Source organism: Novipirellula aureliae (assembly GCF_007860185.1).
Taxonomy (GTDB): Bacteria; Planctomycetota; Planctomycetia; order Pirellulales; family Pirellulaceae; genus Novipirellula_A; species Novipirellula_A aureliae.
This window is the reverse complement of sequence record NZ_SJPY01000001.1, coordinates 19,063-34,537: the sequence shown is the minus strand read 5'-3', so window position 1 is coordinate 34,537 and position 15,475 is coordinate 19,063. Positions and strand designations below refer to the sequence as shown.

14 protein-coding genes are annotated in these 15,475 nt (G+C 53.2%); 6 read left to right on the top strand and 8 right to left on the bottom strand.

Annotated features, from left to right (window positions below; genetic code table 11):
- Positions 1–109 precede the first annotated feature (109 nt).
- The 7 genes from Q31b_RS00160 to Q31b_RS00130 all read right to left on the bottom strand — a co-directional run bounded on the left by Q31b_RS00160 (position 110) and on the right by Q31b_RS00130 (position 6,447).
- Complete coding sequence (locus Q31b_RS00160; RefSeq protein WP_146598659.1) at positions 110–655, bottom strand: flavoprotein; 546 nt, start codon at positions 653–655, stop codon at positions 110–112.
- Positions 656–1,154: 499 nt separating this feature from the next.
- Complete coding sequence (locus tag Q31b_RS00155) at positions 1,155–1,430, bottom strand: DNA-directed RNA polymerase subunit omega (RefSeq protein WP_146597686.1); 276 nt, start codon at positions 1,428–1,430, stop codon at positions 1,155–1,157.
- Positions 1,415–2,017 (bottom strand): guanylate kinase, encoded by a 603-nt coding sequence (gmk, locus tag Q31b_RS00150; protein WP_146597685.1) that lies wholly within the window; start codon positions 2,015–2,017, stop codon positions 1,415–1,417. The genes Q31b_RS00155 and gmk overlap by 16 nt, the downstream gene beginning before the upstream one ends.
- 20 nt (positions 2,018–2,037) lie before the next feature.
- On the bottom strand, positions 2,038–3,003 hold the full coding sequence (locus Q31b_RS00145; protein ID WP_146597684.1) for a YicC/YloC family endoribonuclease: 966 nt from the start codon (positions 3,001–3,003) through the stop codon (positions 2,038–2,040).
- Positions 3,004–3,008: 5 nt separating this feature from the next.
- On the bottom strand, positions 3,009–3,602 hold the full coding sequence (gene secG, locus Q31b_RS00140) for a preprotein translocase subunit SecG (protein ID WP_146597683.1): 594 nt from the start codon (positions 3,600–3,602) through the stop codon (positions 3,009–3,011).
- A 166-nt stretch (positions 3,603–3,768) separates the two neighbouring features.
- The gene (gene tpiA, locus Q31b_RS00135) at positions 3,769–4,524 is read right to left on the bottom strand and encodes a triose-phosphate isomerase (protein ID WP_146597682.1); all 756 of its coding nucleotides are present in this window, start codon (positions 4,522–4,524) and stop codon (positions 3,769–3,771) included.
- A gap of 474 nt (positions 4,525–4,998) precedes the next feature.
- A complete protein-coding gene (locus Q31b_RS00130; RefSeq protein ID WP_231617185.1) occupies positions 4,999–6,447 on the bottom strand; it encodes a competence/damage-inducible protein A in 1,449 nt (482 codons plus the stop codon).
- Here Q31b_RS00130 and Q31b_RS00125 point away from each other — a divergent pair.
- From Q31b_RS00125 to Q31b_RS00110, 4 genes are all read left to right on the top strand, one after another.
- Positions 6,426–7,292 carry a phosphatase PAP2 family protein gene (locus tag Q31b_RS00125; RefSeq protein WP_146597681.1) on the top strand — a complete coding sequence of 289 codons (867 nt, stop codon included), beginning with the start codon at positions 6,426–6,428 and terminating at the stop codon, positions 7,290–7,292. The genes Q31b_RS00130 and Q31b_RS00125 overlap by 22 nt on opposite strands.
- Before the next feature lie 2 nt (positions 7,293–7,294).
- Entirely contained in the window at positions 7,295–7,636 is a 342-nt protein-coding gene (locus Q31b_RS00120) for a translation initiation factor (protein ID WP_146597680.1), read from the top strand.
- A 127-nt stretch (positions 7,637–7,763) separates the two neighbouring features.
- On the top strand, positions 7,764–8,252 hold the full coding sequence (locus tag Q31b_RS00115) for a hypothetical protein (protein WP_146597679.1): 489 nt from the start codon (positions 7,764–7,766) through the stop codon (positions 8,250–8,252).
- 68 nt (positions 8,253–8,320) lie between these two features.
- Complete coding sequence (locus tag Q31b_RS00110) at positions 8,321–9,469, top strand: hypothetical protein (RefSeq protein ID WP_146597678.1); 1,149 nt, start codon at positions 8,321–8,323, stop codon at positions 9,467–9,469.
- A gap of 15 nt (positions 9,470–9,484) precedes the next feature.
- Here Q31b_RS00110 and Q31b_RS00105 read toward each other — a convergent pair whose 3' ends face one another.
- Positions 9,485–10,369 (bottom strand): peptidase C39, encoded by an 885-nt coding sequence (locus Q31b_RS00105; protein ID WP_197170692.1) that lies wholly within the window; start codon positions 10,367–10,369, stop codon positions 9,485–9,487.
- 703 nt (positions 10,370–11,072) lie between these two features.
- On the opposite strand from Q31b_RS00105, the gene Q31b_RS00100 reads away from it, so the two are divergent.
- Together Q31b_RS00100 and Q31b_RS00095 are read left to right on the top strand one after the other, a co-directional pair.
- Positions 11,073–12,110 carry an alpha/beta hydrolase gene (locus Q31b_RS00100; RefSeq protein WP_231617184.1) on the top strand — a complete coding sequence of 346 codons (1,038 nt, stop codon included), beginning with the start codon at positions 11,073–11,075 and terminating at the stop codon, positions 12,108–12,110.
- Positions 12,111–12,301: 191 nt separating this feature from the next.
- On the top strand, positions 12,302–15,343 hold the full coding sequence (locus tag Q31b_RS00095) for a glycoside hydrolase family 2 TIM barrel-domain containing protein (protein ID WP_146597677.1): 3,042 nt from the start codon (positions 12,302–12,304) through the stop codon (positions 15,341–15,343).
- Positions 15,344–15,475: the final 132 nt, after the last annotated feature.

Sequence of the window (15,475 nt, the reverse complement as noted above, 5' to 3'; positions counted from 1 at the left end):
CGTCGTTATCTCTTTTTGATGTAGTGGATCTTGCTGAAGATCCTTCCGCATGGGGATCTTTTACAAGATCCACTCCCCCCGAACACAAATCGCTTATCGATGAAACGCACTAGGCAAGCAGAGCCGTTGCTGCATCGAAAATCGATTCTGGTTCCGACATCCGACCTTCGCCTTTGACGCGGCAACTGAGCCACCCTGATTCGGGACCGACTAGGTGACACCCATCTTGGCGTAATGCTTCCACATTTCGCTGTACCGCAGGCTTGCTCCACATCGACGCACTCATCGCAGGCGCCAACAGAACCGGACAAGCGACTTGCAGATACAACGTGCTGAGCAAATCGTCGGCTATCCCAGCCGCGAACTTCGCCAACAAATTTGCTGTCGCGGGGGCAACGATCATTAGGTCGACGTCTTCACTGCATTCGATGTGTGCCCCGAGCGGCATCGAATGATGAGCGAACGAGTCGGATTGCACTGGTTTACCGGACAGCGCTGAGAAGGTTGCCTTGCCAACGAACTCGGTCGCCGATGCGGTCATGACGATCTGCAGATCATGCCCCGCCTGTACCAATCGGCTACAAAGCACCGCTGATTTATAGGCCGCAATCCCACCGCCAACGGCCAACAAGATCGATCGATCGTTCGGACTCATCATGAAATGCTCGAAATCTCTTACTACACAATCTCTTGCTACCCATTGATACCGTGTAGCTCTGAAAAGGTTTATTTGATGGTGCGTTTACGACAATCCGGTGGCTCACGGCCTGTCGATTGAATCGTTTAACGCTTATCTTAATCGTTTAACGCTTAGCCGAAGGCGTCAGCTTTTTCATAATCGGTCGCCTATGGCTTGGCGTTAAACAATCAGTCGAGTCAAACCGATTAAATCGACAGCCCGTCAGCCACCGGCAGACGGTGTTTCGACCTACGGCCTCGATTCGTTTCAGCCCAGCGTTTTGTCCAGATTTAACTTTAGGTGCGGTATTTTAGGTGCGGTATAACGTGACTTGGGCTTGCAACCCCAGCCACCCTTTTGCCAAGTCGATAACCCAGCGGTGACAAAGCTAGGTTCGTCGCTACCCTTTTCAGCCGTTTCCAGTGTAAGGAGGCGGGAACCTTGTTTCGGGGCGATGAAGTTTCGGGGCGATGAACTACAAATCCGAGGCGTCCAAATCGGGACCGTCCGTTGCGGCTTCGGCGTCGGCCGTTAAATCCTCGAGTGTTTGGATCTCGTTGTCCATGTTGAGCACGATTTTGTCTTGCACAATTTCCTGTAAAACGATCGACATTTTGTCATGCGTGTCGACATTCACAAGCGCTCGACTGCCTTGATTGAGTTGAACCAATCGTTTTTGGATCAGGGTACTTAGCTTGAAACGGCCGCCAACCTTGTTGACGATTTCTTCTTCTTTTAGTTCTTCGAGCATGCTTGGTGTTCCCTATGTTCTTTTAAGATCAGACAAATATTCGAGACCGTTTGGTCGACGGAATCGTTGATGATTTCATGTTGGTAGCGATCGATGAACCGCATTTCACTCTTCGCCGTTTCCAGCCGCGCGGCGATCGCTTCTTCGGATTCGGTGGCTCGATTTCGTAATCGTCGTTCCAGTTCTTGCATTGTTCCAGGATGAATGAACAACGAAACCGGATCGAAATCCTTTTGTTCCAGGACGGCCAGAGCCCCTTGGACGTCAATTTCTAAAATAACCCATTGACCTGCTTTTAGGCCAGTAGCGACTTGACTTTTTAGCGTTCCATACCAATCGCCAAGCTTAAAAACTCGCTTGCACTCCAGAAAGTCTCCTGCTTCTCGTCGCCGCTCAAACTCTTCCGCTGACAAAAAAAAGTAATCGATTCCGTCTCGTTCGCCCTGGCGAGGCTTTCGGGTCGTCGCCGAGATGCTCATTTTCAGTGGCAGGTCACATTTGCTTAGCAAACGGCGCAGAACGGTTGATTTTCCGGCACCGCTTGGTCCCGAAATGATAATCAATCGACCATCGTTTGTGTCGCTCATAAGCCAAAGAAAGTGAAAGTCTACTCTAAGTTCAGGACCAATTCTCGCATCCGCTCGATCGCGCATTTGATCTCGACAACGAACGCTGCGATTTCACTGTCGGATGCCTTGCTGCCAATTGTGTTGGTTTCTCGAAGCAATTCTTGAACGATGAACTCAAGTTTTCTGCCGGTGGGCTCACCCTCTTTGGCTTTTTCCTCACCTGAATCCACCGTATGCGGATCCGCCGTGTTTGCGTCGCCGAGGACGCCACGCACCATTTTTAGGTGGCTCGTCAAGCGAGTGATCTCTTCGCTAACGTCTGCCCGGTCTGCATAGATTTGAATCTCACGCAGCAAATCAATCTTGGAATATTCCACTTCATGTCTGGCAAGAAGTTTCTTGATCTTGGATTCGAGGCGATTCTGGTAGACCTCCACACTTCGCGGTGCCAATACGCCAATTTGCTCCAAATGAGACTCGATCGTATCGCATTCGGCTCGAATCGTTTCCGCCATATGCGATCCCTCTTGGTCTCGCATCGCATTGAGATTTTCAATCGCCTCGTAGACCGCTTGCTCGATCTCTTGCCAGAGCAATTTATTGTCACGTTGGTCGCTTTGAGCCGGCGCGATCACACCAGGCAACATGGCCACTTGGGCGAGATCGATGGTGGCCATGACATCAACACCAATTGCATCGCGGCCGGCCTTGAGCTGTTTGACGTAGCTTTGCAACAGCTCTTGATCGATTTGCGGCATCGATTCGGAGGGTGGGCGTTTCCATGAGACTGACATGCTTACGCTGCCACGATGGATCAATGACCGCGCTAGCCCCTCCATTCGTGAATCGAACCCTGACAGTGAATCGGGTGACCGTAGAATGCATTTGAAGCCACGGTTATTGACCGTACGGATCTCGACCGCAATGATCCCTTGGCTACTACTTCGTGACGCATGACCTTGGCCTGTCATGCTGCGGATTTGACGATGGGGAGTCGATGTCATCAGAGCTATTGGCCGTCGCCGGCAGCAGGCTGCTCGGTTTCAGTATCGGTTGTCTCGGGCTCAGTTGCTTCGGGCTCAGATGCTTCGGGCTCAGTTGCTTCGGGCTCAGTTGCTTCGGGCTCGGTTGCTTCGGGCTCGGTTGCTTCGGGCTCGGTTGCTTCGGCATTCGCGGGAGTCAATTCAACCGAATTGCTTTCGCCACCGTCGATCGCAGGTGCGGGTGCGGCTTCCTCTTCGGGGCTCATCGGGGGAACGGTCAAGCCCTCTTGACCAGAGGATGGCTCCGCATCTTCGTCGCCAGGTCCTGATTTGATTTCCGAATTGCTGATCGAGACCGAAGGGGAATGAGTGCCGAGTAGCCACATGGTGAAGGCACAGGTAAAGCCCCAAACCGAAGCGACGACAACGGTGATGACCGTGAAGGTATCGCCCGCTTTGCTGCCAAACGCGCTCTGTCCACCTGGGCCGCCCAAAGCACCTGTCAAGCCGCCTCCTTTGCCCCGCTGGATGAGTACCAACAAGATCAGAAACAGTGACAAAAAGCCCATCAACCACCCCAGGATCATGCCGGAGATGGAACCAATCAATAACGTCGTCATATTTCGTTGGTCCTAAAGGATAAACAACGGGTTTAAAAGGAGTAATCTAAGACGAAGCATTGTCACCGCCCCATCTTAGGAAGTGGATCTTGTTAAAGATCCTGAGGCCTGGGATCTTTAACAAGATCCACTACCGCCGACCGTAATTCTTGACGGAGACAAGCCACTAGACTGCGGCGATGATACCCGAGAAGTCTTCTACGGTTAAGCTTGCCCCGCCGACCAGTGCCCCGTCAATGTTGGGTTGCCCCAGCAATTCCTTTGCGTTGCCTGGCTTCACGCTGCCGCCGTATTGAATTCGGATTTGGTCGGCGACTTCTTTGCCGAACATTTTGCTGAGTTCTTGGCGAATGAATGCGTGGACTTCTTCGGCTTGTTCGGGCGATGCAACTTTACCGGTTCCGATAGCCCAAATGGGTTCGTAAGCGATGACAATTCCTGCTGCGCGAACGTCATCGAGTCCAGCGAGCGAGCCGTTGATTTGTCGTTCGATCACTTGCTCGGTCTCGTCACCTTCACGCTGCTCAAGTGATTCACCAACACATACGATTGGAACCAAACGCCCGGCGAGTGCGGCATGAAGCTTTTTGCTCACGTCCGCGTCTGTTTCGCCCATCAACGTGCGGCGTTCACTATGCCCGAGAATCACAAATTGGCATCCCACATCGGTCAACATTGACGGGTTGACCTCTCCGGTGAACGCACCGTCATCGGCTGCGTAAACGTTTTGAGCACCCAATTCGACGGGAGTGCCAGCGACCGCTTCACCTACTTTGGACAAGTAGACCGACGGCGGGCAAAGGACGACTTCCGCGCTGGGCTGACTTCCAACGGCTGCGACAACGCCTTTTGCTAACGCAACGGCACTTTCGCACCGCATGTTCATTTTCCAGTTTCCAGCAATCAAAGTTCGGCGCGACACGTGAATGGCTCCCGTTGGAGGTTGTTTAGACGGTTTTAGCGTTTAATTGTAAATTGGGTAGGTTTTCAAGCTGCAAGACTCGATCAAGCCCAGAAGTGTAGCAGGCGGCTAGCAGAATCGTCGAGACCAATGGAGGGCCTAGCGAGCGAAAAACGTACGGTTTTTCCTTTTCTTTGCCTCGAGGGCTGCGGTAGAACGGAATTTGTTCCGTTATCTGGACATGGCGGCAAATCGTGGAACGGAATTCACTCGACGCTTCTCGGTAAACGCCACCGCCAACTGCTGTCAAACATCGGAACCGACAGTTTTTTCGTCCCCGTCCCCGAATTGTCTTTTCCGCCCGAGTACGAGTACCATTTGTACGAGTACCATTTGTACGAGTACCATTTGATTGAGGGCGAGTACGATTCATTTGCACGCGTGCCAGAAAATCGTACGTCCCGCCGGCTCGCTACGACCGGAAGCTGAGCCGCCTTACGCTAAATCGGTCGCCGCCATCACCGCTCGCAAATGCTCCATCGCCGTTTTGCCTATTCGCGGCTGCAAAATATCAGGATGACCGGCAATCGTTGATTTTCGCTCATGCAAGACTCCGTCTGGCGATGAGACGAGCATCTTGACGCTGGCATTCGGCATCGTCTCTGACGGCTCTCTAACGAGCGGGCTATTGAGTGACGGATAACCGTCGACCAACAGTAGCCAGTCCACATCGAATTGCGACTTGAGTTGGGTGATCGCTTCGGCAAGGGCAGATGCGGAGGTATGTCTTCGTAGTTCCCGTTCGTTTGCCAGCGATAGGCCACCTCGATACGACGGCGTGTCGCCAAGCGAGGCAAACCAATCGTTTAACGGTGCCGCATAGCCTAGTTCAACGACCATCAAGGATTCGCCTCGGCTTCTCAGCGACGAGTCGATCGCGTGATATTGCTCGTAGTTTTCGCCATCACCGAAATAATATTCGGGCACTCTGCCGAGTATTTCGGTCTTGGTGTCGGCAATCATCGCTTCGCATTCTTGGGCGGTTTCAGCATGAGCGGTTATGCGGAGGGAGATCGTTGCGGCGCTTACGGTGATTCCGACTCGCGGTTGCCGATCACGCGCAATCGTATCGCCGAGCCGTTCTTCCATCGCACTTTCCCCCGTTCCAAAGAATTTCATTACAAGGCTGCGAATCACATGTTGGTCACCGTTATTGGAAACCAGCGAGGGGGCAACGTATTGGTCGAACATCGGCATCATTTCCGCTGGCACACCCGGCAACGCAAAGACCCGGCAAACGTGATCGGAAGCATCCTCCCGAAGTCGCAGATCGATCCCAGGTGCGGTGCCGAGCGGGTTGGGAATGATTGTGCTCGTCGACGGAAACATTGCTTGCAACCGATTTCGCTCGGACATCGGACGCCCACGACTCGAAAACAGGGTTTCAATGTGATCGAGAGCTTGTTTGCGAAGTTCCAAGGGGTCGCTTGCGACTTCGGACAGCGCTTCGCGAGTCAGGTCGTCTCGCGTTGGTCCGAGTCCACCGGTGCAAACGACGAAATCGACCCGGCGAGCTGCGGTTTGAAAGACGTTGACATTGTGAGCCAACGTATCGCAAACGGTAGTATGAAAGAGGACTTCGATGCCGAGTTCCGCCAATCGTTGGCTAAGCCATTGGGCGTTCGTATCGAGCCTGGCACCGCTCGTCATCTCGTCGCCAATCGAGATCACTTCCGCTGTCCATTTTGTTGAATTCTGCTGACTCATCCGTACGGTTGGCCCATCGGTAATGCGGATCGGTAGTGAAAGGATCTGGATTGTAGGATCAGGATCAACGACCAGCAAATGCTCTTTCGCTGAAATCCATTTTTTCGTTACGGTAAAGATGTCGAATTTTTCATTACCTGAATGTGGGTTGCTCGATGGACGCCAGACTTGGAACAAACACTCAACGCAACACCGGGACGAAGTTACGCCCCAAAATTTCGATGTTTGGTGGCTCTCATGCAGACGAGTTCGCGCCTTTTCGGACGACGAGTTTGATGTGGATATCGGGTATCGCTTTGATGAGCGTGCCGATGTTGACGTTGGTCGATGTTCCCGTTGGTCGCTGGTTTGATCGCACCGAGCTACCACGTGAAATAACCGATTTCTTGACGCTGACGAGTTTTTTTCCCCATGGATTGGGGATCTTTCTGATACTTTTGACGATCCTCGTCATGGCCCCCCGTAGCCGCCGGTATATTTCACGATTGGCTGTTTTGGCTCTTGGTGCCGGGGCAGTCGCGACCATCGTGAAAATGTTTGTGCTTCGCGAACGGCCTGGAAATATCAATTTGGATATCGCCTCCTACGACGTTGCTTGGCGTTGGGTGTTTGATTGGTCGCTCGACCGTGTCGCCGCGTTTGACTCGAGCACGCGAGCGTTTCCGAGCGGGAACATGACAACGGCGACCGCCTTTACCGTCGGGTTGTGGGCGGTACTGCCAAGAGGGCGAATTATCTACAGCATTTTCCTTGTCGGCGTCTTGCTAAAACAAATGTTTGTGGGCGCTCACTTTTTGAGTGACGTTTGTGGCGGGGCTGCATTCGGTTTATGCTGGGCCTACATCTGCTTTCACCCCAAGTTGCTTGGAGGGTTGTTTGACCGCATGGAGTCCGAACGTCGCCCGGTAAAAGCCGTACCAGACGAAATGTTCTCAGGCGAATGCAAAATCGTTGTGGACGATGCCGATGAAAAACCAGTTGCTCAGACCGATAGAGACCAACCAGGAAAAATTGCTGCTTAGTTATGACAAGACTCTTTGCTGGCACCCCATTCGATATTCCACCAACCTGTGAAGTGTGCGGGAAATTAGAATCCGAGTGCGATTGTCCACCTCCAGTGATCCCGTTTGCTGACCCCAGCAAGCAGAAGGCCAAGGTCTTTACCGAACGCCGCAAAAATAAACGCACGATGACCATTGTCAAAGGCTTGGCTCCCGACGAAACGGACCTAAGCCAACTGCTTTCCACACTACAGTCGACATGCGGAGCAGGCGGCTCTCTGCAGGGAACGCAGCTGGAAATTCAAGGCGATCATTTGCAAAGGGTCAAAGAGAAACTCAAATCGATCGGTTACCGCCTATCGTGACATTGACATTGCACATTGCTCCTTCGCGATTCGCCCTTTCGCAAGTCGGTCGAGTTGTGTTAGTTTCGAATCGTCTTCGGTCTTCTGATGATCGTTTTATCCCAATTGATTCTCGTTTTGAATTGTCATGCTAGGCGAATACCGTGTTAGCCGTTGTACGCGGCAATGCTTCTCTCTCAAACGCCCGTTGGCGGAGGGGGAGTGGTATTATTCCGTCGTGATGGAATCAGGCGATGATTTTATCCGCCACGACTATTCACTCGAGAGTTGGCAAGGACCACCAGAAGGAGCGATCGGTTGGTGGAAAAACCGGATGCCACGCTCCGACGAGAAGAGGTTGGTTCTGGCACCTCCAGAAGTTTTGATCGATCTTTTGCGTCAAATGGCCGCTTTTCCCGAGAAAGCCAAAACCCGCTATTTGTTGGCGTTGATGTTGATGCGAAAACGATTGATTCGACCTGCTTCCAACCCACTCGAGCAAACGATGTGCGTGGAGGTGGTTGCCGATGGATCTACAATCGAAGTCGAGACGGTGTCGATCACTAAGTCCGAAGCCGAAACGCTTCGCTTAGAACTCAACGATTTGTTGTACTGTGAAGCCGAAGTGATTGAGTAAGTAGCGGTGTCTCTCTGAGTCACCATTGGAGTTATGTGTTTACCTTCGCGTCTCGGAGAGACGCGGTTGTGATACTTCGCGTCTCGGAGAGATGCGGTTACGATACTTCGCGTCTCGGAGAGATGCGGTTACGATACTTCGCGTCTTGGGGGAGACGCGGCTACGATATTTCGCGTCTCGGGGAGACGCGGTTACGATACCTTCGCGTCTCGGGGAGACGCGGTTACGATACCTTCGCGTCTCGGAGAGACGCGGCTACGGAAAAGCGACGGATGCGAACCTTGCTATGGATTGGCCTCTTGGTGGTCTGTTTTGTCTCTGGTGGAGCCACGTGCCAACGGCGTGATACACCGATTCCTTATCCACCACCACCGCCGGTATTGAACGGTACTCCGAGCATCGCGGAGCTAGCCGCTGTGGTCAACCGCACCTATTCGATTCAACAATTATCGACCAATACGGCAACCGTTGAAGTCTTGAGTATGCCAAGTCTGCCGCGACTGAGTGGAACGTTGAACCTAAGTCGCGAGAAGCGATTTCGATTGCGAGCGGCCTTACCGATCGTTTTGGGAGCGGGCATGGACATGGGCAGTAACGATGAGATGTTCTGGTTCGAGGTGCCTGAAGGACCAACGATGTCGAAAACGCTTTACTACGCGAGCCACGAACAGTATCGCCAGCAACTCGGGCGGGCGGTATTGCCCGTCGACCCGACCTGGATCATGGATGCGCTCGGACTTGCTCAGCTCGATCCTAGTACGGTCGTTGCTGGCCCGGTCCGACGCGACGACGGCAAACTGGAGATCCGTTCGATTATGCAAATGCCAGATGGCGTCTACCAAAAGGTTTCGTTGTTTGAAAGTAGTGCGGGTTATGTCACCGATCAGTTTCTCTACGCACCCGACAACCGTTTGATCGCAAAGAGCAAAGCGAGTAATCATCGTTACTACGAAGAACAACAATGTGCTTTGCCGCACCGAGTGGAGTTGCATCTAACGCCTGCGGTCGGTGAGCCACTGGCGATGCAAATCGATATTGGAACGTATGTCATCAATCAACTACTGACGGATGACCCTCAGCTATTCGTGATGCCTCAAACGGCTTCGCGGGCGATCGATTTGACCACGCTCTCGGCGGGGATGGCCGCGCCAGCAATGGCGACCGAGTACACCGCCGACGCTGGTAGTGCGATGCCGCTCCGTGGCACGACGCGTTAACCTCAAGCGGTTGACTTAACGCGAACGCCCCTTGAAGCGAATCGCGTCCCCGTGCCATAAAACTTGCATGTCCACACTCGTCCAAAGTTCGGCACCGATTGACGGGTCGCCGATTCGATAATGCCCCGTATCTGCTATTCGGCCAAAGACAACGACGGAATGTCCAAGCCCAGGGATCCAGCCCCAGTCCTCTTCATAGCTTGGGTTCTCAACACCCGATGCGGGTAACTGTACGGTTATCAAAAGCGGCCACTCCTGGTTCGATGCCAATTCTTCGTGCGTCATCGATACGGCTTCGACATCTCGCTGGTTCGCATTTGCAGCCAACTTGAGACCTCGGTACAAACCCAGCGTTGGCGTCCCGCTACGGTCCGTCAAGCAAAGCGGAATCAAATCTCCTTCGGTAACCTCGATCCCGCCAGCCCGGAGGAATGTTGATGCAGCTGCGGGACTACACGTTGCCCAGGCGGTTTGCATCGTCACTCCGCTATGCACCTCGTTCCCAGCCGGAAGAGGTGGGCGAAGCCAAATGTTTAAGAATGGCCAAAGCACCGCAAGCACCGCCGCGATCGAGAGTGATACGAACAACAAGATTCGTCGCCAAAGAGGCGTTTTTGGCAATCGAAACACCAATCCAGCCGACACCGCTGCAAACAAGGGAGTGAAGTTGGACCAAACAATCACGGCGGAGTCTTCGATGAATCTAGCCCAAAACATGCGACCGGCAGCATAAAACAGAAAGGTGAACATTCCTACGACGACGACGGTCAGAGCCAGAATCATCGACTGGCCCTGTTGAAGCTTTCCCGCCACCTGTTTCGTCGAGGCAATGACTCCAGCGGCAATCGCAGCAATCCCCATCGTTACCATCGCGAAAATTAAATCGTTGGTTGAGTTCATTTTGCGTCCGTGTTGGTTGTATGTCTGTTTAGCCGTGTGCCCAGCGGGGCACGAGTTTCGACTGTGCGCGTCTCTTGTTCTGGTTCCCGGGCTCTTGCCTGAGGATTCACCGCTATGCTGGTTCCCAGCCACCATGCCATCTACTTTAGCTCCCGACGGATGGCTTTTACCTAGGTGAGTCTCTCTGAGCCTCGCCAATACTGCGGCCCCCTTCGCGGAGAGACGAGCCTACGTGAAAAAGGTATCCGATTCATCCGCGAATGAAAGACCCGGCAATGCCAAGTGCAACGGTTTGTCTATACTACTATGATGTTTCCTCTTACTTTGTGAGTCTCGACGGGGTTGTTCAAGGGCGAGGGTTTGTGTTCGAGAACACGGATTCTGAATGGTCCGGTCAACTTGAAGAGAACAAGCATCGGTACCGCTGTTATGATGTTCGGCCAATGCAGCAGCTGAGCGATGCCGTCGTGGACACCGTAAACGGGAAATGCGTGCTTACTAGACAGGAGCCTCGTGCTTTGTCATAACGAAGAATGAGGGTAAGGATCTATTGTGGCCGTGGTTTCCAGCCGCAGCGTACTGGGGCAAGATACCACAGCCACTTTTTTGCCAAGCCCAAAATCAAGCGGTGACAAAGCGTTAGCAACAAATGACTCTTTGATTGCGAACCCTCCGCTTTCCACTCAAATAGGAAAAGACAACGATGAAGAACCGGCGAATGACAATCCTTGAAACGCATGCTCTCTTGAGATGCATGCCCCGTTTGAGACGACTGATCGCGTGCTTCTTGGTTGGTCTGGGGATCAATGTTCCCGTTCGAGCCCAAGTCCCCGATGTCGTATCGAAGCCGAACCAGGCTGCGAATCGCAGCGTCAAGACGTCCGTGCAATACGCTGGGGGGGTCCCCACGCCGACGCTAACGGAAGTGAAGTATGGCGATCATCCGCGACAGATAATGGATTTTTGGAAGGCGAAGTCGACTTCACCTACCCCGTTGGTGTTCGTCATTCACGGTGGTGGTTGGAACGGTGGCAGCAAGGAGCGGATCGACCGTTTTGTAAACGTTGCGGCATTACTGAAAGAGGGGATTTCCGTCGTCGCGATCAATTACCGATACATCCGGCAGGCTGGTGATTTGAAACCGCCGGTCCAGGCACCACTGCACGATGCAGCCCGCGCGTTGCAGTTCGTTCGCAGCAAGGCGACCGAGTGGAATATCGACAAGCAAAGAATTGGTGCCGCGGGTGGATCCGCCGGTGCGTGTTCAAGTCTCTGGATCGCTTTTCATGATGACCTTGCCGAGCCCGAAAGCGATGATCCGGTCGCTCGAGAATCGAGTCGGCTTTGGTGCGCAGCGGTGACCAGGCCGCAAACCAGCCTCGATCCTAAGCAAATGAAGCAGTGGACTCCCAATTGCCAATACGGAGGCCATGCCTTTGGCAAATCGAACTTCGCCGAGTTCTTACGAGATCGCGAGCAACTACTGCCCTGGATTGCGGAGTACTCGCCTTACGCCCTGGTTAGTAAAGATGATCCCGCCGTCTATATGAGTTACACGTCCCCCCCAGCTCTTGGCAAGGTGGAAAAGGATCCGACTCATACGTCGAATTTCGGTGTCAAGCTTCAAGAGCATTGCCTCGCGAACGGAGTGTCCTGCGAATTGTTCTATCCGGGAGTACCCGACGTGAAGAACGAAACCACCACGGAATTCTTGATTGCAAAACTCAAAGAACTTCAGTGAAGCTAGGGGCGGAGCGAGTGCATTAAAGTTGGAACGGCTGTCGCGGCGGTGCCGCCTCGTTGACCTGTCCGGTACGATCCCATCAACTCAACGGTGCCCTGCTTGCACGTTTGCCTCGTGCGTTTTCAACATTAAATCCTACCGTCGTGGATCTTGAACAAGATCCACGACCGCCACCCCAAAATAGAACAATGAAAAGCTCGATACTACTTTCATTCCTGCTGGGTTTGATGATGACAAGTCAAGCCCAGTCCGTATCGACTGATTTCGATGCGGATTGGAAATTCCATTTGGGCGACGCTCCTGGTGCGGAGCAACCGACATTGAATGATCAATCTTGGCGAAGCCTGCGATTGCCGCATGATTGGGCGTTTGAGTCGGACTACTCCAGGGATGCGGCGCAAACCGACAAGGGCGGTTATAAACCAGGCGGCATCGGATGGTACCGCAAGGCGTTTGATTTTTCCGATGAATGGGAAAACCAAAAGGTCTTCATCGCATTCGACGGTGTGTTCATGAATAGCAAGGTGTGGCTCAATGGTCACCTGCTAGGCGAACGCCCCTATGGCTATATCCGTTTCGAATACGACCTGACTCCGTATTTGCAGCCGAAGAACAACGTACTAGCGGTCCGAGTGGACTGTTCACGCGAACCTGCCGCACGCTGGTATCATGGCTGTGGTATTTATGGGCACGTAAAGCTAGAGGCCCACGCTGCGGTCCATGTCGTCACCGATGGCGTGTGCATCACTACGCCCGAGGTCTCCGATCGCATGGCGGAAGTTAACGTGCAGACCGAGATCGCTAACACGTTGGATCGAAGCGAACGTATCACTTTAGAAACTCTGCTGCTTGATCCGGACGGAAAAGAAATCGCTCGGGAATCGGAGGGCCATTCGATCGGCGGTAACGGGATTCAAGTTTTCGATAAGAAGTTTCAAGTTTCCTCTCCTAGACGTTGGGATACGAAAACGCCTTCGCTTTACACGGTGGTCAGCCGCATCAAACTCAATGGTAAATGGCTCGGTGAAACCCGATCGCGTTTTGGCATTCGAACGATCCGCTGGGACACGGCAACGGGATTTTGGCTGAACGAAAAGAATGTCAAACTCCAAGGCGTCTGCGATCATCTCGAAGCGGGACCCGTCGGTGCGGCTTCGCCTGACGAATTGATTGCATGGAAAATCCGACTGCTAAAAGAGATGGGCTGCAATGCCATCCGAACGGCGCATAATCCGCAGGTGCCGAAGTTCTATGAATTGTGTGACGAGATGGGCATGTTGGTGATGGATGAAATCTTTGACGGCTGGAAGAAAAAGGCGGCACAGGACTATGGAAAGCAGGCGTTCGACCAGTGGTGGGAGCGTGATTTGCGGGCCTGGCTCCGCCGCGACCGCAATCACCCGAGCGTTGTTGTGTGGAGCCTGGGCAATGAAACCGGCGGCAACATCGCGAAAGAACTGGTCAGGGTCTGCCACGAGGTCGATCCAACGCGATCGGTAACCTCAGGACATTCAGGTTCGGAGTTCATGGATGTGGAGGGAGTGAATGGGGCGAGTGAACGACCGATGTTCTTCGACCATACGCCCGACAAGCCGTTCGTGGCTACCGAAGCACCGCATACCTGGCAAGTACGCGGATACTATCGCACGAAGACTTGGTTCCGGGATGGTTATCCAGCGAACAACGCGAAGAGAGCTTTCGCGTGCCCCGATCTGACCGAGCAAGAGATCTTCCACTACGACTGGGCTCCTCCCGGCGGCAACCGCAACCGCAAGCAGATATTCAATTCCTCCTACGACAACGCGATGGTGAGGATCACGGCTCGTAAGAATTGGGAACTGATGCGAGATCTGCCCTGGTACAGCGGTCATTTCCGCTGGACCGGATTCGACTACCTCGGTGAGGCTGGCTATGTGCATGGCGGTTGGCCTTTCCGTGCTTTTATGGGCGGAGCTCTCGATCTGGCTGGCTTCAAAAAGGATCTCTACTATTTCTACCAAAGCCAATGGACGGAGGAGCCGATGGTACACATCCTGCCGCACTGGACCCATCCCGTCATGGAGTCTGGCACCGAGATTCCTGTTTGGGTCTATTCCAATTGCGATGAAGTCGAACTCTTCCTCAACGGTAAGTCGCTCGGTAAAGACCGCCCCGGAACGAAATGGGACGAAATGCAGTGCGAGTGGTTGGTGCCCTGGACGTCTGGCACGGTCGAAGCGGTTGGCTATCGCAACGGCCGAGAGGTGGCTCGCAGATCACAAACGACTTCGGGTGCTCCAGCCGCGCTAAAGGTGACAGTTGAAGGGGACGCCTGCCCAATCATTACGGTTTCCGAAGTGGACGAAAACGGTGTGCTGAATCCTTACGCGGAAAACCGAATCCACTATTTCATCTCTGGGCCAGCGTCCATCTTGTCGCTCGAAAGTGGTAATCCGGTGAATACGGAAAATAACTTCGGCACCACGTCGCGAACTGCGTTCTTTGGTCTTGGCCGAGCTTTTCTAAGGCTATCAGGCGTTGAGGTATCAGAAAACGAAAACAAAGTCTCTGCAGTCGTCGGCGCTATCTGTGGCGAGCCGCAATTGCTGACTTCAAACAAGATCCACATCGATGCACAATCGTGTTCGATTCGAGGCGAAGTGATGCCTCGCGATTTGAAGATTTTCTATTCAACGGATGGCTCGGATCCGAGAACGCCCTACATCGGTGGATTTGAGGTTCAGCCTGGTACGACGGTGAAGGCGGCGGTCTATGACGGCGATTTGTTCTTGTTCGATATGGAAGAACAATTTGCCGAGGGGCTGGGACTTTACTGGGGGGATGCTGGAAGTGATGAGGCCTCTCAAGCGGCGATAGGCGATCAAGCCGAAGATGCCAAGCTTTCATCCGCCGTCGTCAAACGCAATGGTAAGGGATTCCACGGCAAAGGTTATGTCGATTTCGGTAACAACCAAGGATCCGTGGAATGGTATCAGGAGAATGACGGAAGCCCGGAAACCGTCGCACTTCATTTTCGCTATTCGGGTAACGCGAAGGGACGCAGTGGCCGCCCGATGAAACTTATCGTCAATGGGGTGGAATCCGAACTGTTTTTTAAGAATACAGCGAACTGGGGTTCGGACTGGAAGACGGTTACTGTGGAAGCTAGGTTAAATAGTGGTGCCAACCACATTGTGCTTTCAACCATTGGACGCGGTGGGATGTATATCGATGAACTGATCGTCGAGTAGGGTAGTGGATCTTGTCAAAGATCCTTGGGATGTATATCGATGAACTGATCGTCGAATAGGGTAGTGGATCTTGTCAAAGATCCTTCCGCGTGAGGACCCTTAACAAGATCCACTTCCGCCAACCCTAATCCT